At 47.9% G+C, this 19,037-nt stretch carries 19 protein-coding genes; 16 read left to right on the top strand and 3 right to left on the bottom strand.

The genetic code is table 11. The features are described from left to right. Nucleotides 1-73 precede the first annotated feature (73 nt). The 7 genes from ACE6ED_RS07340 to ACE6ED_RS07370 all read left to right on the top strand — a co-directional run bounded on the left by ACE6ED_RS07340 (nt 74) and on the right by ACE6ED_RS07370 (nt 6,711). Nucleotides 74-808 carry a DUF4241 domain-containing protein gene (locus ACE6ED_RS07340; RefSeq protein WP_410826449.1) on the top strand — a complete coding sequence of 245 codons (735 nt, stop codon included), beginning with the start codon at nt 74-76 and terminating at the stop codon, nt 806-808. Nucleotides 809-986: 178 nt separating this feature from the next. After that, the gene (locus ACE6ED_RS07345) at nt 987-1,448 is read left to right on the top strand and encodes a MarR family winged helix-turn-helix transcriptional regulator (protein ID WP_410826450.1); all 462 of its coding nucleotides are present in this window, start codon (nt 987-989) and stop codon (nt 1,446-1,448) included. Nucleotides 1,449-1,481: 33 nt separating this feature from the next. Then, nucleotides 1,482-2,315 (top strand): DUF6544 family protein, encoded by an 834-nt coding sequence (locus ACE6ED_RS07350; protein WP_410826451.1) that lies wholly within the window; start codon nt 1,482-1,484, stop codon nt 2,313-2,315. Between the two features lie 93 nt (nt 2,316-2,408). Beyond that, nucleotides 2,409-2,996 (top strand): uracil-DNA glycosylase, encoded by a 588-nt coding sequence (locus ACE6ED_RS07355; RefSeq protein ID WP_410826532.1) that lies wholly within the window; start codon nt 2,409-2,411, stop codon nt 2,994-2,996. Nucleotides 2,997-3,699: 703 nt separating this feature from the next. Further along, complete coding sequence (locus ACE6ED_RS07360) at nt 3,700-5,262, top strand: LuxR C-terminal-related transcriptional regulator (protein ID WP_410826452.1); 1,563 nt, start codon at nt 3,700-3,702, stop codon at nt 5,260-5,262. Nucleotides 5,263-5,347: 85 nt separating this feature from the next. Next, nucleotides 5,348-6,025 (top strand): DUF4386 domain-containing protein, encoded by a 678-nt coding sequence (locus ACE6ED_RS07365; protein WP_410826453.1) that lies wholly within the window; start codon nt 5,348-5,350, stop codon nt 6,023-6,025. Nucleotides 6,026-6,111: 86 nt separating this feature from the next. After that, entirely contained in the window at nt 6,112-6,711 is a 600-nt protein-coding gene (locus ACE6ED_RS07370) for a DUF4304 domain-containing protein (RefSeq protein ID WP_410826454.1), read from the top strand. Nucleotides 6,712-7,077: 366 nt separating this feature from the next. On the opposite strand, the gene ACE6ED_RS07375 is transcribed toward ACE6ED_RS07370, so the two are convergent. The 3 genes from ACE6ED_RS07375 to ACE6ED_RS07385 all read right to left on the bottom strand — a co-directional run bounded on the left by ACE6ED_RS07375 (nt 7,078) and on the right by ACE6ED_RS07385 (nt 9,670). Further along, nucleotides 7,078-8,016, bottom strand: coding sequence for a VanZ family protein (locus ACE6ED_RS07375; RefSeq protein WP_410826455.1), 939 nt, complete (start codon nt 8,014-8,016; stop codon nt 7,078-7,080). Between the two features lie 296 nt (nt 8,017-8,312). After that, on the bottom strand, nt 8,313-9,083 hold the full coding sequence (locus tag ACE6ED_RS07380; protein WP_410826456.1) for an ANT(4')-I family aminoglycoside nucleotidyltransferase: 771 nt from the start codon (nt 9,081-9,083) through the stop codon (nt 8,313-8,315). 185 nt (nt 9,084-9,268) lie between these two features. Beyond that, nucleotides 9,269-9,670, bottom strand: coding sequence for a hypothetical protein (locus tag ACE6ED_RS07385; RefSeq protein WP_410826457.1), 402 nt, complete (start codon nt 9,668-9,670; stop codon nt 9,269-9,271). 197 nt (nt 9,671-9,867) lie between these two features. Here ACE6ED_RS07385 and ACE6ED_RS07390 point away from each other — a divergent pair, with 197 nt between their 5' ends. The 9 genes from ACE6ED_RS07390 to ACE6ED_RS07430 all read left to right on the top strand — a co-directional run bounded on the left by ACE6ED_RS07390 (nt 9,868) and on the right by ACE6ED_RS07430 (nt 18,950). After that, nucleotides 9,868-10,251: a collagen-like protein gene (locus ACE6ED_RS07390; protein ID WP_410826458.1), complete on the top strand. Its 384-nt coding sequence runs from the start codon at nt 9,868-9,870 to the stop codon at nt 10,249-10,251. A 414-nt stretch (nt 10,252-10,665) separates the two neighbouring features. Then, nucleotides 10,666-11,727, top strand: a complete 1,062-nt coding sequence (locus ACE6ED_RS07395) for an aminoglycoside phosphotransferase family protein (protein ID WP_410826533.1) — start codon at nt 10,666-10,668, stop codon at nt 11,725-11,727. A gap of 161 nt (nt 11,728-11,888) precedes the next feature. Continuing rightward, a complete protein-coding gene (locus tag ACE6ED_RS07400) occupies nt 11,889-12,824 on the top strand; it encodes a LytTR family transcriptional regulator DNA-binding domain-containing protein (RefSeq protein WP_410826459.1) in 936 nt (311 codons plus the stop codon). 140 nt (nt 12,825-12,964) lie between these two features. Continuing rightward, nucleotides 12,965-13,810 carry an ABC transporter ATP-binding protein gene (locus tag ACE6ED_RS07405; RefSeq protein WP_410826460.1) on the top strand — a complete coding sequence of 282 codons (846 nt, stop codon included), beginning with the start codon at nt 12,965-12,967 and terminating at the stop codon, nt 13,808-13,810. Further along, entirely contained in the window at nt 13,807-14,517 is a 711-nt protein-coding gene (locus ACE6ED_RS07410) for an ABC transporter permease (RefSeq protein WP_410826461.1), read from the top strand. The genes ACE6ED_RS07405 and ACE6ED_RS07410 overlap by 4 nt, the downstream gene beginning before the upstream one ends. An 18-nt stretch (nt 14,518-14,535) precedes the next feature. Next, on the top strand, nt 14,536-16,842 hold the full coding sequence (secA2, locus tag ACE6ED_RS07415) for an accessory Sec system translocase SecA2 (RefSeq protein WP_410826462.1): 2,307 nt from the start codon (nt 14,536-14,538) through the stop codon (nt 16,840-16,842). 92 nt (nt 16,843-16,934) lie between these two features. Then, entirely contained in the window at nt 16,935-17,891 is a 957-nt protein-coding gene (locus ACE6ED_RS07420) for a quinone oxidoreductase family protein (protein WP_410826463.1), read from the top strand. A gap of 4 nt (nt 17,892-17,895) precedes the next feature. Continuing rightward, on the top strand, nt 17,896-18,330 hold the full coding sequence (locus tag ACE6ED_RS07425) for a MarR family winged helix-turn-helix transcriptional regulator (RefSeq protein WP_410826464.1): 435 nt from the start codon (nt 17,896-17,898) through the stop codon (nt 18,328-18,330). Nucleotides 18,331-18,566: 236 nt separating this feature from the next. Further along, nucleotides 18,567-18,950 carry a hypothetical protein gene (locus ACE6ED_RS07430; RefSeq protein WP_410826465.1) on the top strand — a complete coding sequence of 128 codons (384 nt, stop codon included), beginning with the start codon at nt 18,567-18,569 and terminating at the stop codon, nt 18,948-18,950. Nucleotides 18,951-19,037 lie beyond the last annotated feature (87 nt).

Genomic DNA, 19,037 nt, shown 5'->3' on the forward strand with positions numbered 1-19,037 from the left:
ATGACTGTTAGCCTATGACTTCAATACCCTCATGCGCTACTTATACAATTCTACGTCCAGGAGATGAATGCCTATGGCACCAACAAATGAATGGTTGTCCCAGTGGGAGCAGCAGCGTGACAAATTGAAATGCCCAGTGAATTTGAATGACTATTTTATTTTGCCTGAAATTGCAGGCAAGCAGCTGGCAGTTATAGATATCGGTCCAGCCTCTATTCCTACCGGCCGCCTTCTTGTCCGCGATCCGCTATGTTATTTGGGACATAGAGAAGAGCAGCCTTACTTTCAAACTGCGCCCGCAGGAACCTACTCAACGGAAGTCTGTGTGGTGAAGCCGGACGAGGAGGGGGACTGTGCCCGTTATGCCGCGGTTCGTGTGCGATTTTCCGATGTTCCTGCCGTCCGGTTTGAGGAGGCTCTGATTGGACATGAAGATATTTCGGGAATGGGTGACGAAGAGTATTTTGGCTTCAATGTAGATGCCGGTTTAGCCTGCATTTGCGATAAGCAGGCGCATCAAGCTTTTTGCGATTTTAAGGACCAGTGGCATAAGGAACATCCTGATGGCAATCTTTACGATGATTATTTTGCTGCCCTGTTTGCCAAAAGCTTCAGCCAAAACCCGCAGTATCAGCGCAGTGGCGGCGATTGGCTGAACTGGATGATTCCTGATACCGGATACCATATTCCCATGTTTCAGTCCGGTTTTGGCGACGGCACTTATCCGGTTTATTGGGGTTATAACCAGTCGGGTGAAATTTGTCAAATCGTCGTTCAGTTTATTGATATTCAATTGGCATACACATAAGCCAGTTCAGAGAAGGCCATCCCGTTAAAGGATGGCCTTAAATCTTGCCGTTGCAGACAGCGTGGTCATCTGCCCAATGTTGATTTGTAGTATAACTTACCTCACTGAAGAATAGGTAACTGATTAAGTAAAATAAGAAACGTAACTAGTTACATATTCCGGAGGGAGGTTTAGAGCAATGAATCAGGAGGAGAAGCAAGCCTTCATTTTTGCTGCTTTGCTGACATTGGCGAATCGGATGCAGATCGTAGGAGATAAGTTGGATCAAAACATCACCTTAAAGCAGTGGCTCCTTATCGCCATTATTTTAAAAAATGGAAACCCATCCCCTACGCTAGGTGAAGTTGCCGACATCTTCGGTTGTTCCAGACAAAACATAAAGAAACTTGCCATGATTCTTGAGAAGCAGGGGTTTGTCACCCTTAAGCGAGATGAACGGGATGCGAGAGTGGTTCGTGTTCAGTTGACATCCCAGTGTTACGCTTATTTTAAGGGACGAGAAAAACTTGAGGATGAGTTTATGCAGGATTTGTTTCATCATTTTGATGAGGAGAGAACAAACGGTTTATTTTACGGCATTCAACAGTTGGCAGACAATCTGGGACGGATGGAAGAGGGCTGCCGAGTAAGAGAGAGTTAAAGATTATGAGCATAAAGGAAGAAGTGAAAACCCATGTTGATCGGATTGTTTTTACTAGCTTTCATAGCTGTTGCCGCCGTCGTTTATTTTGTTATTCCGTATTCGCCGCTAAAGGCAGAATATAACCGGGATATCAAGGAGCGTATAGAACGCTCTAGCCAAGCGACAGGGACCCTAACCTATAAAGATGTCGAGGATTTACCTGCTCCTGTAAAACGATATTTAGAGACCTGTGGTTATATAGGCAAACCGAGGAATGCGTACATGAAAATCAGTTTTAAAAATGTGGATTTTAAACTATCGCGGGAAAAGCCAATGGTCAAAATTGATTACTCACAGGTTAATTTTGTCCGGGAACCTGACCGGGTTGCATTCATTGATACACGAATGTACGGCATTCCGTTTCAAGGATATGACTCTCTTTTGGAAGGTAGAGGCGGCATGAAAGGTGTTCTGGCCAAAGGGATTCCCGTGTTTAACGAAAGAGGAAAGGACATGGATCAGGCGTGTCTGGTGACCTTTTTATCCGAATCGTTATTGATTCCTGATGCGGCATTACAAAACTACATCACCTGGAAAGAGGTGGATCAAACACACGCTGAAGCAACCATCATCTATGGCGGCATTGAGGCTAGCGGTTTATTTACTTTTAGCGAAACCGGGGAATTGCTTTCTTTTTCAACGGATGACCGGACCTATACTTCGATGAATGGCGAACGTCAGCGGGTGAAGTGGACGGCGTTGCTTAGCGATTACCAGACTAAAGGCGGCTGTAAGCAGCCCTCTCGGTTACGGGCGATTTGGCATGTTCCAGAAGGCGACATCGTTTATTTTGATAGCTGTGATTTTCGAATCGATAGATTGTAGCCGTAAAATATGGGGATGGAGCAGCAGATTTTTGTTGTCGTTGGGCATAATAGATGCATTGTGTGTGAAAGGAAGGAGCTGCACGGCAAAGCAATGGACCAGCCCTATATAATCTTGCCTGAAGAACAAGCGCCCGATGGTATCGAGCACTGTGAAATTTGCGAACTATCCAAGCAGCGGAACCGTGTCGTCTGGGGGGAAGGAAATCCAAAGGCCCCGCTTATGTTGATTCTGGATAACCCCGGAGCCCGGGAGGATCGGGAAGGAAATTCGTTTCTATGCGGTACCCGAGAAACCCTCCAATTCGGCATGAGGGAGGCGGGGATCGATGTAAATGATGTGTATGTTACCTATTTGTTAAAATGCCGGCCGGTACGTGCCTACAATAAACCCGCAGCTAGAACGGCTTGTCTCCCTCATTTACAAATGCAGCTTTTTCAGAAACAGCCGCTTGTATTATTTGGATTTGGCAATGTTGTAGCGGAAGCTTTGTTTACAGATCGAGAGGATGCCAGCGTTAAGGAGTTACGGGGGAACTGGCTCGAGTGGCAGGATACACCCATCAGCTTCACCTATCACCCGCTTGCCGTAAGAAGACGGCCCAACCTGCTTAGGTTCTTTATAGAGGATTTGAAAGCCTTGAAGGAGAAATGGAAGGAGATTCAACCTCGCAGGGTATAGGATATCAGCAAAAATAAGCTTTTTCTGAAATGCAGCAATTCCGATCCAGAGAAAAATCCAACCCCCTCATTTTATCCCTGACTTTACCCGCGTCCGAAACGCCATATTGATGGTAGACAATGGGTGCTGATAAAATAGATACATGTCAACCCTAATAAATAACACCAAATTATATATCCCTGTTTCTCGTTCCAAAATGGTTACACGCCGGCGGTTAACTGAAAGGCTGAACGAGGGATTGCACCGTAAATTAACCCTGATCTCTGCACCGGCAGGCTACGGCAAAACAACGTTAGTCTGCGAATGGTTGGCCCATTGCGGGCGGCCGGCGGCATGGGTTTCCCTCGATCAAGGAGACAAGGAAATTACGCGCTTTTTGATGTATATGATTTCCGCTCTTCAGACTCTATCGGAGAATATAGGGGAAGGCGTGTTATCTATAATCAGCTCCCCCCAGCCAGTACCAGCCGAATCCATCCTAACGGCACTTCTTAATGAACTTGCGGCCCTTCCCTTTTCTTTCATCCTTGTCCTTGATGATTATCATACAGCCAGTTCGAGAGAAATCGACGAAGCTGTAAGCTTCCTGCTGGACCACCTTCCCGCACAGATGCATCTTGTCCTGACATCCCGGGAAAACCCAGCTATTTCCCTGCCGCGGCTGAGGGTTCGGGATCAAGTAACCGAGCTGCGCGCAGCCGATATGAAATTTACGCATAGCGAAGCGGAAGCCCTTTTTAACCATGTCATGAATCTGCACCTTTCCACGGACCATATAACCGGGTTCCGGCAGCGGACGGAGGGCTGGGCTGCGGGCCTCCGGTTGGCTGCAATTTCTATCCAAGACGATCACGATGCCAATCGGCTGCTTCAGTCTTTTACGGGAAATCACCATATGGTGCTCGATTATCTGGCAGAGGAAGTTTTACAGCGGCAGCCTCAGGCTGTGCAAAATTTTTTGCTGCGGACCTCTCTCCTTGACCGGATGTGCGGATCGCTATGTGATGAGATTATCCCCAATCCTGAGGTTTCGGGGAATGAAATGTTACTTGAGCTTGATCGCCGAAACTTGTTTCTGATCCCTCTGGATCAAGAACGGCGTTGGTATCGCTATCACCATCTGTTTGCGGACATCCTCCGTAGACGGGTGTTGGAGAGTATGGACAAAGACGATCTCTCCGAATTGCACCAGCGCGCAAGTAGATGGTATGAAGACCATGGCTTTGAGATTGAAGCGTTTCATCATGCTATAGCGGCCGGGGACAATGAACGAAGCACGCACCTGCTAAAAGGCGGCGGGATGCCGCTGCATTTGCGGGGGGCGGCCAGAATGACGATCAACTGGCTGGAGACGCTGTCTGCCAAGGAGCTGGATGCGAAACCGGAATTATGGGTGTTTTACGGATCCGCTCTTTTGATTGCCGGTAAACCGACGGGGATCGAACGCAAACTGCAAGCTGCAGAAGCTGCATTGGAAGGCATAGAACAAGACGCCGGCGTGATGGACCTGATCGGCTGGATTGCAGCTACCCGCGCTACATTGGCTTCCTTACTGTTGACTGATAACCGCAATGCTGTGGAACCCAATCTCCATGCAGCTGAAGCAGCTATGCAAATCTCGAAGACTGAAGACAAGACGGATGAACTTGTCGGATTAATTACGCCTGCTTGGAATGCCGGGAGAAATGAAGCAAACGGGATAGACCAAGTTATCATCCAATCCCGCCGGGCGCTTGCTTATTTGCAGCCGGATAATCTGCCAGCCCGAACAGCATCTGCTTGGATGCTGGGCGCCGCCTGCCAGCGGCGTGGCGATTATGCCGAGGCTTGCGAAGCTTATAACGAAGTTATAACAAATTGCCGGATCATCGGCCATCAGCTGATGGCTGTAACGGCCATAGTCGGAATTGCTCAAATTAGAGAAGCAGAAGGGCGGCCCGATCTGGCAGCAGAGCATTACCGGGAGGCGATAAGGCTTGCCGAGGGTCTGCCGCACCCGGCTGTTCAAGAAGCTCAAATGGGACTGGAGCGTGTGGGCCGCCTCATCGAACAGGGAATGAAGGGTAACCGGATCGAGCAGCTAAGTGAGCGCGAAATTGAAGTGCTGCAGCTCATCGCCCAGGGGCTCTCCAATCGGGAGATCGCGGACAAACTTTTTTTGGCATTGGATACGGTGAAGGGCCATAACCGGAGGATTTTTGAAAAACTACAAGTGCAGCGGCGTACGGAAGCGGTCGCCCGCGCCCGTGAACTCCGTCTGATATAACACTCCATAACCACACTAAGGTGTCTACAGGCCCCCTGCTCCCCAAGCTATACTGCTATTAGTTAGCTTAGGGAGGAGATCGATTATGAGAAAAGTGGAGCGTATGGTGGGGGTATTATTTTTATTATCGACGGCCGTTTTTTTGGTGGGAAGTCAGATCTTAGACCCTGTGCTGCACGGAACGGATGTGCTGGTTAGTGTGGGCTCCAATCAATCGAGCGTGTTGGCAGGGTTGTTTTTGGAACTGATTAATGCCATAGCCGTTGTAGGGATTGCCATGCTGCTGCAGCCGGCGTTAAAAAAATATCATGAAGGGTTTGCGTATGGGTACTTCGCTTCCCGGGTCATGGAGTCGGTATTGCTGGTGGTAAGTTTAATCGGTCCGCTTATCCTTCTTGCGTTCAATAAGCTGTCTACATCCGCGGGAGCTTCCGGTGATTCCTACCTGCAAACGTTAGGGAATTTAGCGGTCGAAGCCCATTACATGCTTTTTGATTTAGCCATGCTTGTATTGAGTGTTGGGAGCTTGTTATTTTGTTATATTCTCTACCGGTCGAGGTTGGTTCCGCGGTTGTTATCCGTGATCGGATTGATTGGGTATACGGGTCTGTTGGCGAGCAGTTCTCTGTCCATGGCGGGTTTGGATGCCGGAGAGGTTTTGTTCATCCCGGGGGCGATATTTGAAATCGTGCTGCCGGTTTGGCTTATATTCAAGGGATTTAATCACCATACGCAAACTCCTGTTAAGATGGAGAGCGTCTGAGAATTACATTCTAAAAGCTGGGACTGAAGAGCAGCATTTTACAATAACAGCAGGGTACTATAGCTAAGGGGCAATGTAGATTGTGTATGCAGGATGTATTTAAGCTGGTTGTTAGTGAGACCATTGCCCCCTTGTTTAAGGAAGAAGGGTATAAGAAGCAGGGGAAGAACTTCGCTCACGTGTGTTCTGATTTCTCAGCAACAGTGAACATTCAGTCATCAAAAGGGAATACAAAAGATGAGGTTGAATTCTTCTTCAATACAGGCATCTATGTAGAAAAGGTATTTATGTTAATGTATCAACTCCCAAAACCGAAATTCCCACTGGAAATCAACTCGGTTATGCGTATTCGTGGCACAGAACTAACGAAAGACGACAGTTGGTATAGGCTGACTGCCGACACTGATGTTGAACTGCTTAAACAACAGATAACAAAAGATACTACAGAATATATCCTCCCATATCTTCGGCAATTTGAGAGTATCACTGATGTCATCCAAGTAATGGAGTCACGGGAGAGAAATGGGGTTTTCGAGACTCCTCATCATTTGACGATACTCTATTGTTCAATAGGTGACATGGAGAAAGCACAGGAACGCATGAGAAGAGAGTATAACAAATTGAAGTTGGACTCTCAAAGAGAGTTTGCTAAAGCGCTGGCTAACCGATTAGGTCTACGAGTGTAAATAGAAAATACAAGAAACCGCTCTTGGAGTGGTTTTTTGTGTTTTCAGTCCAGTCTCAGTGAAATATCCGTGCTCAGAAAGGCCTTCATCTGCTTAGGTTCAAAGCCATCTCCTTCTTTCCAACATAGGAGCAGGGCGGCATTTTCCAAGAGATTGAGCTTTCCTTCATAGCGATGTACTCGGTAAGCGTAGGGGCCAATCGTTCTCCAGACCTTCAGCTCCTTTAAAATACCCAACTGGACAACCAACCAGCCTAGGTTATAACCAGGTTTCTGAAAATCCCGATCTCAAAGTAAAAAAAACGCTTGGAAACCCAAGCGCTAGGTGTTATTCATGATAAAATGGCGGCGACATCCCATTAAGCACTCAGTTCCAGAAATACTGCATCCGCTTATATCCTACATCCCATGCTTTCATGTCGCCCTTAATCGTGATCTTCAGCTCATCCCCTGGCTCAAGCGGAATCTCGAATAACCCCGGGAACAGATCAGGATTAGTACGCTGAAACTCTCCAGAATTGCTCATGATCTCCTTGCCATCGCGAGTAACGCTGATACTACCGGAATAATCCGTTGGTTCGGGGCATCCGTAGTCGAAGGAGAAAGTTGTCTGTCCCTCAGACTTGTACGTGAACGTTCTGGAGTCTCCGCCTTCAGCGCCATATAGGTTATAGCGGAGCGGTATCTTCTGTCCGTTGATTTGAATACGGTCCGGTTTGTCTCCGGTGGATGAATTGCCCGTGTTGTCCGTCCATTCAGTGATCGCCGTAAACGGACCCTCTACTTTAGTTATTATTTTGTCTACCGCCGCCCCTAATCCCCATAAAGCTATAAAAAGAACCATACCCGATATAGCCGTTGCCACCAGATTGCGCCCGAGGCTCCGGTAACGGAAACCAAGCTTGTACGCCCCAAAACCGAGGGCTACTCCAATCGAATTCTGAAGAGCGTCGTTGATATCGAAGCTGCCCAGGAATGTAAGGGCCTGGATCGTTTCCAGCACAAGAATCGCGATGAAGAATAAGGTGATGAACCGGACGAAGCTGACCCGGTACAGCCATGGAATCAATATACCGAAAGGAATAAACGCAATAGTGTTCCCGAAACCCACCAAATCCATTAGGGTGGGAGGCAGAAGATCAGATGGAGACGGCAGCTTAAGGAAGTTATCGGGCATGAAAATAAAGGTATATCCCGAAATATTATCCGAAGCCTCTCCTCTGCCGAAAGCAAAGAACATAAAATAAAGAACAAGCAGTGTGTACAATACGGTTACAGTTAGTAAAATCTTGCGTTGTTTGACCATGCTTAAATCCTCCACTCTATTTTTCCATCTATCACTTTAACCTACTTACCTGTTTCATGAACCCCAACCCCTTAGCTTGATTAACTTTACCTGCCCAAAATCATTCATGGCCCCTCTTCCGGATCCAGATCGTTGATTAAACAAATTTGGAGAATTCCTTATCTGCTTGAAATTTAGACAAGCGGTCCAAAAGGCAGAATTTTATGGTCAGTCTGCTGTATAAACCAAAGACCCCCGCAAAGGGGTCTTTGGTTTATCAAAACTACCGATTATGATTGTAAATGCCGCACTGCATCTCAAAACGGAATGCGTTCTGTATTTATTACGTAGTTATGCTCGGCTGCCCACATCACAAGACCGTTCCAAAAATTCTCACAGGCTGCAATGATCTTCGACGGTTCTGCTAACTCACCAGACATCACCATTTGTGCGACATCGTCAAATCCTTCTGGACGGCCAGGCAATTCTAATGCCTCTGGCAGAACCAATGCGCCAGTGGTGAAGAGCTTTTGATTATGCAAACCGATTAACATCGCTCCGTATTGAGCAAACTCCATTGCCAAGTAGGGCAAGTAGGTTCGCGGTCCATTTAGACTGGCGTTCCTGAGCTTCCCAATAAATTCGTACATTTCCCCTACAAGGACCTCATTGATAGAATGCCGGAAATCCTCTTTTGTTGGAGATTCGGCAGCCTCCCTCAATCTTGAAAAAAAACCTGTTGGATCATACAGGCTAAGTTGAAAAAAGAAAGGTCCATGCGTTAATGGCCAATCGCCCTCCACTGTTGAGGCGGTATTAAGGAGAACGTCCGCACTACATACTTCGACTTCTGCTTTCCAGGGTCCCGCTGACCATTCATAGCTAAACTCTACGGATTCGTTGGATTCATTTAGTACGCATAACATCTCAATATCTGAGAAAGGGCCGTCGGTACCTCGAGATACCGAACCATATACCCCTATAGCCAGGATTTTTTCACCGTATACCTCGTGCAATCTCGAAGCAATTTCGTGGCAGGTTTTAAGTCTTTCGTTCCGAGAAATATTTATAGGTCCATTCATGTGCATTAGTGTACATCTCCCTTTGATTTATTTGGGTACTTGCCACAGCACATGGATGGAGGACCTCGGGCTTAACGGGGGACTTTTTTTGGATGCATCTAATTTTCCTCCTACAAATTCCTTTGTGGGAATTATATCCAACCCGCTCTATTAGCGCAAGTTGAGGGAATTGGGAGCTGCGTTCCATGGCCTCATTGTTTTTTTGCAAAAAGCAAGTTAAATAACATCCCCAGAATAACTGCGGGCGGGATAAAAAAGCATAACAGCAATTGACCTTCTGGAGAAAATACACGTCCGCCGGTTGCTAAAAAAGGGAGAATGAAACCAACTAAAATGGAGGCTATAATTGAGAACAGCCACTTTAAGGTAATGGATTTTATTTTTCTGTCTAGGGCAAAGCAAACGAGATAAATTAAAGGCACCATGATCAACAAGTATAAGAAAAATGACGAAACGACGATTCCTTTGTATTCATTTTCGCGAATGGTTTGATGGAAAATGATTTGACTCCCTTTATAGTAAAGCCAGGCGCCAACAGCATATGCAAATACGATCCCGATTGCTGCGAGGATAGATCTTATGGTGTTGTTCAAAGCATTCACCTCGAATCGTCAGATCTCTTTATTATTTAATAAGACGCGGATAAACCGAAAAGGTTACCATTTGCTGTTGCCCTGATTGTAACTGCTGTCCAACTTCAGCTGGACGTTTTTTATGGGCATCCGCCCAAGCGCCTTCTCCGCGAATGCATATGATGATAATGCCTATTCAATGAGAGGAGCGATCATATATGGGGTTTTTTCCATCACCCGGACCTGGCGGAGGATTTCCGGGAATCCCAGGGGGACCTGGCGTACCAGGGGGGCCTAGCGTGCCGGGAGGGCCAGGGTTTCCAGGCGGATCTCCAGGGGGAGCACCGGGAGGCGTTCAAGCGCCAACAGCACCGCCGCCGCAATTTGTGCCGCAGCAGGTTTCCACTTTTGCCGTCGACCCCGGAGGGATTAGACGCTGCCTGTACCGTAACACGTACATCTGGCTAAATAACGGCGAGCAATTCTGGTTTTTCCCGGTATTCGTCGGGCGCAATTCTGTTGCAGGATTTAGATGGTTCGGTTTCTTCTGGGGGTACTTTGGCATCGATTTGAGACGGATTAGCTCGTTTACGTGTTTTTAAAGCACAGCGAAAGGGAACAGCTTACATGCTGTTCTTTTTTTCTGCGGTTTTTCAGGTATAAGGTTTCGAAACGCAAACGGGATTGATTTATTTTCCAAAACAGGTTATTTTATAAACAGCTTAGCGATAAGCGAGTTCCTGACACGAAAGGGGATGTGTTCAAATGGCAGCTACTTATAGGGTGGTTGGGTCTTAGAACTGAATAGCAGGCATACATCAATAAAGCGGGAGTGCCCGTCTTATTTAGTATGCCATCCATAGTAACCTTTCGTGAAATATGCTGTTTGCAGGATACGATGAAGGTCGTATCTTTTTTGCGTCTTGATGCCGCGCGACAACAGTTTCTTTAGAGGCTGCTTGTCCGCGGCATTTTTGCGTCCAAAACAACATTAAAGGAGCTAACTCAAAACCATGATGGATTTCAAAACCTATGGATATGCAAACGGGGATCGAAGAGATGAAACCCGTAAACCGGAAGCGCTGATCTATGCTTTAAGCCAGCAGTTCAAAACAGAGATCCTCTCCGCCGACTGGCAATCGAGTTCGTTACAGGGGGGAACTGTGGGAAAGGTGTACCTGGTAACTGGGATCGCAGAAACCGCGAATGGCGGCGAACTGCCGTACCGGATTGTCCTGAAAATCCAGAAAAAATGGGAGCGCTACGGCGATCCGGATTCATGGCGCCGTGAATATGATCTCTACGCGTCTGATTTGGGAACAACGTTTTCGGATTCTTTCCGCTGGCCGGTATGTTACTACGCCGAGATGAATACCGAAGAAAATGAATTTGAGCTGTGGCTGGAATACATCGATGGCATATCCGGTTTAGACTTGACTGGTGACATGTATGAGCAGGCCGCGCTGGAGTTGGGACGCTATCAAGGCAAGTTGTATGCGGAGCAGCCCGCCGTACTGCGCAGCCTAAACAACCTGAGCCATGTTGATCTCATGAAACAAACGTATCTGCATTACCGGTCCTGGCCGGTCGTCTACGATTGTATACGCTCGGATGCCTGCGAATTCCCGCGGCACGTGCGGCGAATGCTCATCGGCATCGATGAGCATGCAGATGCGATATTCGCCCGTATCGAACAATTGCCCCGCGTGTTATGCCACCGGGACTTCTGGGTGACCAACCTGATTTACGCCGACGGCAACATTGCACTCATCGACTGGGATACCTGCGGATGGGGGTACCTGGGCGAAGATCTCGCAAGCCTGATTGCAGATGAAGCGGATATCGATCACATGGTCGAATACTACCAGCGTTGTGTCCCCGCGTATTACAAAGGTTTTTTGGAGTATGCAGAGGCCTCCCCAATAACAGAACATTGCGTTCACGAATTTATCCTTCTCATATTTGGGTATAGGCTTGTGGAAGGGTATCTCCACACAGAAGATGAGGAAGAGAAAACGCAATGTATCGATACCCTCCAAAAAATTTATGAAATGCAAACCAGCCCTGTGCATGGCTGACTTTAAAAGAAACTCCGAAAGCCCGTATATATACGGGTCTTCGGAGTTTTCTTTTATTACGATCACACTCGATACCTGCGTCAGATTTCCCCCAAAAGCCTCCCGGCACTATAATTGTTATATATATCCTATAGCGGTATTTATCAGGAGGACGGGGCAGCATGCATTTTCAACCAGTTTATTATGACGGGGAATTACTTCTGCCGGAAATCGAATTTAATATGATACCGAATCAATCGGTTGGCCTTATAACGGACTTGAAGCGAAAGCAGCTATTAATGAATCAATTAGAGGATCCTTCGCAATATTATTTGTTTCGCGCCGGGCAAAACGAGTATTTGCACTTAACGGTGAAAGAGCTCATTACCTTTCTAATCAATGTGACGGAGAGGAACGACCGTGTCACCTTGTTGATGGAGTATTTTGCTCTAAAAGAAGAACAAAAAGTCAAAATCAAAAATTTAAGCCCATCCAAAAGGGCGTATGTGACATTACTGCGTGTCTTTTTTGCGCATCAGCCTGCGGTTGTGCTGGAGGAACCCTATTTTTATTTGGAAGAACAAGACCGCCGTCATTTGAAACGAATTCTAGATGACCTGTCGAAGGAAAAACAAATTTTAATTTTGACCTCAAATCTGGAGGATGCTCTTATTTCCTGCGATGTCATTTATCAATTGAACAAGCTTGGATTTCATCCATTGGACATTCGGGACCCTGAGGAGGATAAGCAGGAAGTGCAGGAGCAAGACCGGGCCAACATAACCTTGCAGAAGATTTATACCAAAAGAAAAGACAAGGTGATTTTGTTTAATCCGCCTGAAATTGATTTTATCGAAAGTGTGGAGGGCTCCATTCATGTCCACGTGGGCGGAGAAAATTATGACTGTACTTTGACGTTAACCGAGCTTGAGCAGAGATTGTTGAACTTCGGATTTTTTAGGTGTCACCGATCCTACATTGTTAATCTGCAAAAAGTAAGGGAGATTATCACCTGGACAAAAAACAGCTACAGCTTGCGGTTAAATACCGACAAAGATGCCGTGGTTCCGTTATCCCGTTCAAAGCTGCAAGAATTAAAGTCGCTTCTAAACATCTGATTTTTGAGGGGAATGTCGGACCAATCAGCATGCAATGGTACAGTTCAGGCGGCAATAGCTACAATTCGGCGGGTTTTGATGGCTGGAGGCATGTAATCTTTATATACTCGAACCATCATCAACCTAAGGAAGTGGTGGAAGTGAATGTTATCCAAGTAGAACGCATTCGGAAAAGATTTGGAACAAAGGATGCGTTAGCAGATGTGTCTTTTTCCATTCCGAAAGGTGAGATTTTTGGTTTCCTCGGTCCAAGCGGTTCGGGAAAAACGACATTAATCAAGATTTTAACGGCGCAGTTAAATCCGACAAGCGGGCAGGTGAGGGTATTGGATCAGCCGGCGGAGAGGATGCAGCTGTCTGCACAGAAGATGCGGTTTGGCATTTTGACGGATAACAGTGGTTTATATGAGAGACTGTCGATTGAAGAAAATCTGGAGCTGTATCGTAAGTTGTATGATTTCCCCAGGTCTGCGGTTGATAAGGTCCTGCGGTTTGTAAACTTGAGCGGAGAACGCAAAAAGAAAGTCAACCGGTTATCGAAAGGGATGCGCCAGCGTGTCATGTTGGCCTGTGCGGTGATTCATGAGCCGGAGTTGTTATTTTTGGATGAGCCTACTTCGGCTTTAGATCCAGTAAACTCAGCACATATTTATAAAGGCTTACGTTACTTAAATGAGCAGGGAACCACGATTTTTTTAACAACACATGATATGGCTGAGGCGGAATTGATGTGTAACCGTGTAGCGATTCTGTATCAAGGACAAATCCAAACGATCGGCTCGCCAAGGGAACTGAAAAAACAGCATAGGGAAAACATAGTGCGTGTTGACTTGCTCAATGGAGAAGCTTACGAGCTCCCGGTAGATGAGGGAACGGCTGATCAAATCGCTGATTGGATGAAAAGAGGGTTAATTGATCGATTAGAAACAAAAGAGCCGAGCCTGGGAGAGATTTTTATTAAGATGACAGGAAGTGAGTTGCGATGAATCTCTCATTCAAACGCGCCCGGGCGATATTTGTGAAGGATTACAAAGAGTTCTCCCGTAATTATGCGATTTCGATTGTTGTCATTTTTCCATTAGTCTTTGCGTTACTGTTTCGGGGGGCAGGGTCATCTTTACCGGGAGCCATTGGTTTTCTTCTAAATAGTTCGTTTGTGATCCTAACATGTTTAGTACAGGCATGTTTGATTGCGGAGGAAAAGGAACGTAACACGTTACGGTCATTAATGATGACTCCGGCTACGACCATGGATGTTTTAATCGGAAAAAGCACCTTGGTTTTTGTAATGTCTGCTGTTGTTCTTGCGGCTTCCACCCTTATACTGGGCTACGAGCCGGCTAGCATGTGGGCGTTTGTGGCGGCAATCCTACTCTCTATTATTTTATACATAGCAGCCGGGACGATATGCGGTTTATACTCCAAAACACTGCTTGATGCCTCACTAGCGATCATTCCTGTGGGGATCGTTTTTGCCGGGCCGCCATGGGGAGCGTTTTTTGTGGAGGATTACCCCATTTTAAAAGTGCTGGATTACATGCCAAGCAGTCAACTTGTGCATCTGCTAAATCTGCCTAAAGCAGGTTTTGCCGCGGGAGACCTACTAAAACCCCTTCTCATGATCTTGGTATGGACGGTTGGATTAACCGCAATTTCTGTTGTTTTGTATCAACGGCGGTTAAAGGATGAGTAAAAAAAGGGGGGCAATCCGATGAATGCAGCCGTTAAGCTAATCCAGGAATTTAAAGGCCGCGACAACCGGCTTAAGCTAAAAGGCTATAGGGAACAAGCGGAGCTTATCAAGACACGGAATTTAGAGGCATGGGACGAACAGCGGCTGCAGGCGGAATCGCTGCGGCTCAAAAAGGAAGCAAGAGCAGGTACGCCTTTGGACGGGCTGCTTGTCGATGCTTACGCATTGGTCTGCGAAGCAGCAAAGAGAATGCTCGGGCTGGAGCCTTACGATGTTCAGATTATGGCTGCTATTGCTCTGCACGAGGGATTTTTGATCGAACAGCATACCGGGGAAGGAAAAACGCTGTCCGCCGTAATGCCTGCATATTTAAATGCACTGACCGGCAAAGGCGTTCATGTGCTGACCTTTAATGATTATTTGGCAAACCGGGATGCGAGGTGGATGGGCCCGATCTACCGGTTTCTCGGCTTAACCGTTAAATCGGTTCAAGCAGGCATGAGCTTGCCGGATAAACGGGAGGCGTATGCTGCGGATATCACGTATGTTACGGCAAAAGAGGCGGGGTTCGATTATTTACGCGACACCATTGCGCTGAGCGAAGAAGATACCGTAAATCGACCGTTCCACTACGTTATCGTTGACGAAGCGGATTCGCTGCTTCTCGACGAAGCGCGGGTACCGTTAGTTATCGCCGGTGAGCCGGACATTTCGGGTAACGACGGTGTTCGTTTTGCGGCAGTGGCCAGGCAGCTAGAACAAGATGCACATTATGACTTCGACGAGTTCAAACGGAATGTTTATTTAAATGAAGCCGGCGCAGCAAAAGCGGAATCGCTGCTGGGCTGCGGCAATTTGTACGACAGCCAAAACAGTCATGTGTTATCGTCGTTAAACTGCGCGCTGCATGCGGAGCTGTTATTAAAAAAAGACGTCGATTACATCGTCCGGGACGGTAAAATCGAGCTGATCGACGAATATACCGGCCGCGTGGCGGAGAACCGGCATTTGCCGGACGGATTGCAGGCCGCGCTTGCGGCCAAAGAAGGGCTGCAGTCCTTAGCCGGCGGAAAAATTCTTGGTACGATCACCCTTCAGCACTTCCTCAGCCTCTATCCCAAAATTTGCGGAATGACAGCTACCGCGCAAGCCTCCGCAATGGAGTTTGAAGCGATTTATGGGCTCCAGGTCGTGCAGATCCCGCCGAACCGGCCAAACCAACGAATCGATCATCCGCACCGGATTTATACCCATAAAGAGGCCAAGCTGAAGGCGCTGGTACAAGAAATCTCGTCTGTTCATAAGACGGGACGTCCGATTCTCATTGGCACGTCAAGCGTCAAGGAATCCGGCCTGCTGGCGGAGGCGTTGGCGGCTGCCGGCGTCCCCTGTCATGTTCTGAATGCAAAAAACGATGCAGAAGAAGCCGGGATCATCGCCAAAGCAGGAGAAATCGGCGCCGTGACGGTATCCACGAACATGGCGGGACGCGGCGTCGACATCCGGCTCGGCGGCGGCAGCCCTGCGCAGGCCGAAGCTGTCGCCAAACTGGGCGGGCTGTACGTGATAGGGACGCAGTTGCACGAAAGTGTGCGGATCGACAACCAGCTGCGCGGGCGTTCCGGACGCCAAGGCGACCCGGGAGCTTCCGTGTTTTTTATAAGCCTGGAGGACGAGTTGATGCTCCGGTTTGGCATCGATAAAGTAATCCCGACCGCTTATCGCGGTCTTAGACAGGATGAAGCGCTGGAAGAGTCGGTGCTCCGCGGCAAAATTACACATATTCAGCGCGTGATTATGGGCCAGAACTTTGAAATCCGCCAGGAGCTGAACCGTTATGCGGATATGGTGGAGGAACAGAGGCGTCTCCTGTATGAGGAGCGCCTTCGGATTTTGAAAGGCGAGAAGACGATGAGCCCTGCGGAGCAGCGGGTACGGCTTTATTTTATCGACAAGTTCTGGGCTGAACATCTGGCATACGCTTCTTACATTCGCGAGAGCATCCATTTGACAGGCCTTACTAACCGCAATCCAATCGATGAATTTCATATGCAAATGATCCAGGCATACGAGGAAATGCCGGCGAAAATAGATAGCGAATCGGCCAATATGCTGGTCAAGCTCGGAGGTTCCAACGATCCGGCCGTGTGGGCCAAGTTCGGGCTGAAGACCCCGACCTCCACCTGGACTTATATGATCAGCGATCAATACATGGACTATTTGCAGAAACCCAGTTCTTGGTCAGCGGGCACGATCATCGCTTATTATCTACGTAAAGCTTTGAGACGAGTATTGTGGCCGGTACACAAACTGGAGAAATTTTGATCGATAATATGTGCAAAACGCACACAATTATGCTATACTGAATTATGTGCAAAATGCACATAATTTGAAGCGGAAGAAGGGTGTCGATAGCTATGAAGGCAGCAATCGTAAGGAGTAAAGGGACAAATCCTGTATTGGGCCAAATGGACGTCCCAGTTGGAACAGATCGGGAAGTGGTAATTAAGGTTACGGCCACAGGATTAAGCCGTGTCAGTAAGTTCCGTTCAATGGGAATGCACTACTTATCAGAAGCTAATTTTCCAATTGTAGCCGGTATCGATGGAGTTGGAACATTAGAAGACGGGTCCCGTGTTTACTTTGCGCTGCCTACAGCACCATACGGCAGTTTGGCGGAGCGCACCCTTGTTAACCAAAAGCGGATGGTCCGCTTACCCGATGGTCTTGATGACATTACTGCTGCCGCTATCGCCAACCCTGGCATGTCTTCATGGGCTGCATTGGTCTTTCGGGCAGGCTTTCAATCCGGGCAGACGGTGTTGATTAATGGCGCTACAAGCGTATCCGGTCATTTAGCTGTTCAGATTGCCCAAAGCCTGGGCGCCAAAAAAATTATTGTAACGGGACGCAACGAATCGAAGCTGCAAGCTCTGGGAGCCGATGAGGTAATTGCCTTTGATATGACAGCTGATAATGGACAAAAAAGGTTTGAATCCGCCTTAATGCCCGCCGCTGCTGATGGGATTGATGTGGTGTTGGATTACCTTTGGGGCGATAGCGCAATCGCCATCATGTCAGCTCTTGCCAAAACAGTTACAGATCGTGTTACCCGCTTTGTAAGCATTGGAACGGCATCCGGCCAGGAAAACATTCATTTGCCTTCCGCTATTTTACGTTCATCAACCATTGAACTTGTCGGGAGCGGGGGCAATAGTGTCTCGCAGGCGGATATGCTGACCGCGGTTAGCGGTGTTTTTGAATTGGCTGCCGAAGGGAAAATCAAAATTGACACAGCAGTATTCACACTGGAAGAGATCGAGCAGGCCTGGAATGCCCCAATGGCTCCTCGTCCAGTTATAAAGGTGGAATAAATCAATGGAAAATGAAATTTTTAAAGCTTTTATCGATTTAGTCTCCATGATCAATCGGCCAGACCGCGATAAGAAGATGATCGCTGAGGCTGGCGTTAATTTGGAGGAGGCGGCCTTTCGCGTTTTTGTTGGGATTGGGCATGTCCAACCGACCAGTGTGGGTGATTTGGCTGCCATGATGGGGAAAAACTATTCGAGCGTAAGCCGGCAAATCGATAAGTTAGAGGCGGCCGGGTTGGTTCATACGTATCCGTCAAATTCGGATTCCCGCATCCGGGTGTCAGAATTGACGAAAAGCGGGGAGGAGCTCAACACCATGATCAGCCTTACGCGTGAACGCATTATGCGTGAAGCTATGGCCGATTGGACACTGGAGGAGAAGACCAACCTGCTGCATAACTTAAGGCGTTTATTTGAATCTATGAAAAAGTTCGACTAAACAAAAAAGTTGTGATTTTTGCGTGCAGATATGCACCAGCAATAGAACCTTGGCCGGGCATGGGTAGGTCTTTAGTATATTCCTTCAAAAGAGGCTGGCTGAGTCGAAGTAACGATTATTGCGGATAGGCGGTCTGTAGGGTTTTCACGGCGGAGTTCCCTGGGTAATAATGGGGGATACAGCCTTCGAATTTGTTGGATTCGAGGCGGCAAGCCAAGGAAACGGAGGGACAGACCATGGCGATACAACAGACGGTCTCCGGCATCAGTCCGGTGCAGGCGATTTCGGCCTACGGCGGAACACAGAGTGATGTCAGTTCCCTGGAGAACCAGCGGAACCGGCTGCTGATCGAGCTGGAAAAGGTGAATGCAGCGCAGGGCGGAGAGAATCAAACTCCGTATCGCCGGGAGCAGCTGCAGCGGCAGATCCGGCTGCTGGAGGCCCAAATGGTGCAGAAAAGCGGGAGCGGCGCTTTGGCCGGCTTTGTACCGGCGCCTCCGCTGCAGGACCACCCCCCAATCTGGCGGGAGGAAGGCAAGGGAGCTTTCGAGGGCATCGGTCAAACCGATCCGCGGACGGCAACGGTGGATGCGGAAGGCCATTTTAACGCATTAATATAACAAAAGAGCGAAGGTGTGAACAAGCGTACGGTGCTGAACCGGCTTGTTCACACCTTCTTTTTGTGAAGCGGAAGGGTGCGCACCACA

Source organism: Paenibacillus nanchangensis, assembly GCF_046543445.1.
GTDB classification, from domain to species: domain Bacteria; phylum Bacillota; class Bacilli; order Paenibacillales; family Paenibacillaceae; genus Paenibacillus_AQ; species Paenibacillus_AQ nanchangensis.

Excerpts from the sequence above, each read along its gene's own strand:
- ACE6ED_RS07370 (WP_410826454.1), top strand. The coding sequence starts at position 6,112 with ATGCAGGATGTATTTAAGCTGGTTGTTAGTGAGACCATTGCCCCCTTG.
- ACE6ED_RS07395 (WP_410826533.1), top strand. The coding sequence starts at position 10,666 with ATGGATTTCAAAACCTATGGATATGCAAACGGGGATCGAAGAGATGAA.
- ACE6ED_RS07390 (WP_410826458.1), top strand. The coding sequence starts at position 9,868 with ATGGGGTTTTTTCCATCACCCGGACCTGGCGGAGGATTTCCGGGAATC.
- ACE6ED_RS07425 (WP_410826464.1), top strand. The coding sequence starts at position 17,896 with ATGGAAAATGAAATTTTTAAAGCTTTTATCGATTTAGTCTCCATGATC.
- ACE6ED_RS07410 (WP_410826461.1), top strand. The coding sequence starts at position 13,807 with ATGAATCTCTCATTCAAACGCGCCCGGGCGATATTTGTGAAGGATTAC.
- ACE6ED_RS07380 (WP_410826456.1), bottom strand. The coding sequence starts at position 9,083 with ATGCACATGAATGGACCTATAAATATTTCTCGGAACGAAAGACTTAAA.
- ACE6ED_RS07400 (WP_410826459.1), top strand. The coding sequence starts at position 11,889 with ATGCATTTTCAACCAGTTTATTATGACGGGGAATTACTTCTGCCGGAA.
- ACE6ED_RS07420 (WP_410826463.1), top strand. The coding sequence starts at position 16,935 with ATGAAGGCAGCAATCGTAAGGAGTAAAGGGACAAATCCTGTATTGGGC.
- ACE6ED_RS07350 (WP_410826451.1), top strand. The coding sequence starts at position 1,482 with ATGTTGATCGGATTGTTTTTACTAGCTTTCATAGCTGTTGCCGCCGTC.
- secA2 (WP_410826462.1), top strand. The coding sequence starts at position 14,536 with ATGAATGCAGCCGTTAAGCTAATCCAGGAATTTAAAGGCCGCGACAAC.
- ACE6ED_RS07355 (WP_410826532.1), top strand. The coding sequence starts at position 2,409 with ATGGACCAGCCCTATATAATCTTGCCTGAAGAACAAGCGCCCGATGGT.
- ACE6ED_RS07365 (WP_410826453.1), top strand. The coding sequence starts at position 5,348 with ATGAGAAAAGTGGAGCGTATGGTGGGGGTATTATTTTTATTATCGACG.
- ACE6ED_RS07345 (WP_410826450.1), top strand. The coding sequence starts at position 987 with ATGAATCAGGAGGAGAAGCAAGCCTTCATTTTTGCTGCTTTGCTGACA.
- ACE6ED_RS07375 (WP_410826455.1), bottom strand. The coding sequence starts at position 8,016 with ATGGTCAAACAACGCAAGATTTTACTAACTGTAACCGTATTGTACACA.
- ACE6ED_RS07340 (WP_410826449.1), top strand. The coding sequence starts at position 74 with ATGGCACCAACAAATGAATGGTTGTCCCAGTGGGAGCAGCAGCGTGAC.
- ACE6ED_RS07430 (WP_410826465.1), top strand. The coding sequence starts at position 18,567 with ATGGCGATACAACAGACGGTCTCCGGCATCAGTCCGGTGCAGGCGATT.
- ACE6ED_RS07360 (WP_410826452.1), top strand. The coding sequence starts at position 3,700 with ATGAAATTTACGCATAGCGAAGCGGAAGCCCTTTTTAACCATGTCATG.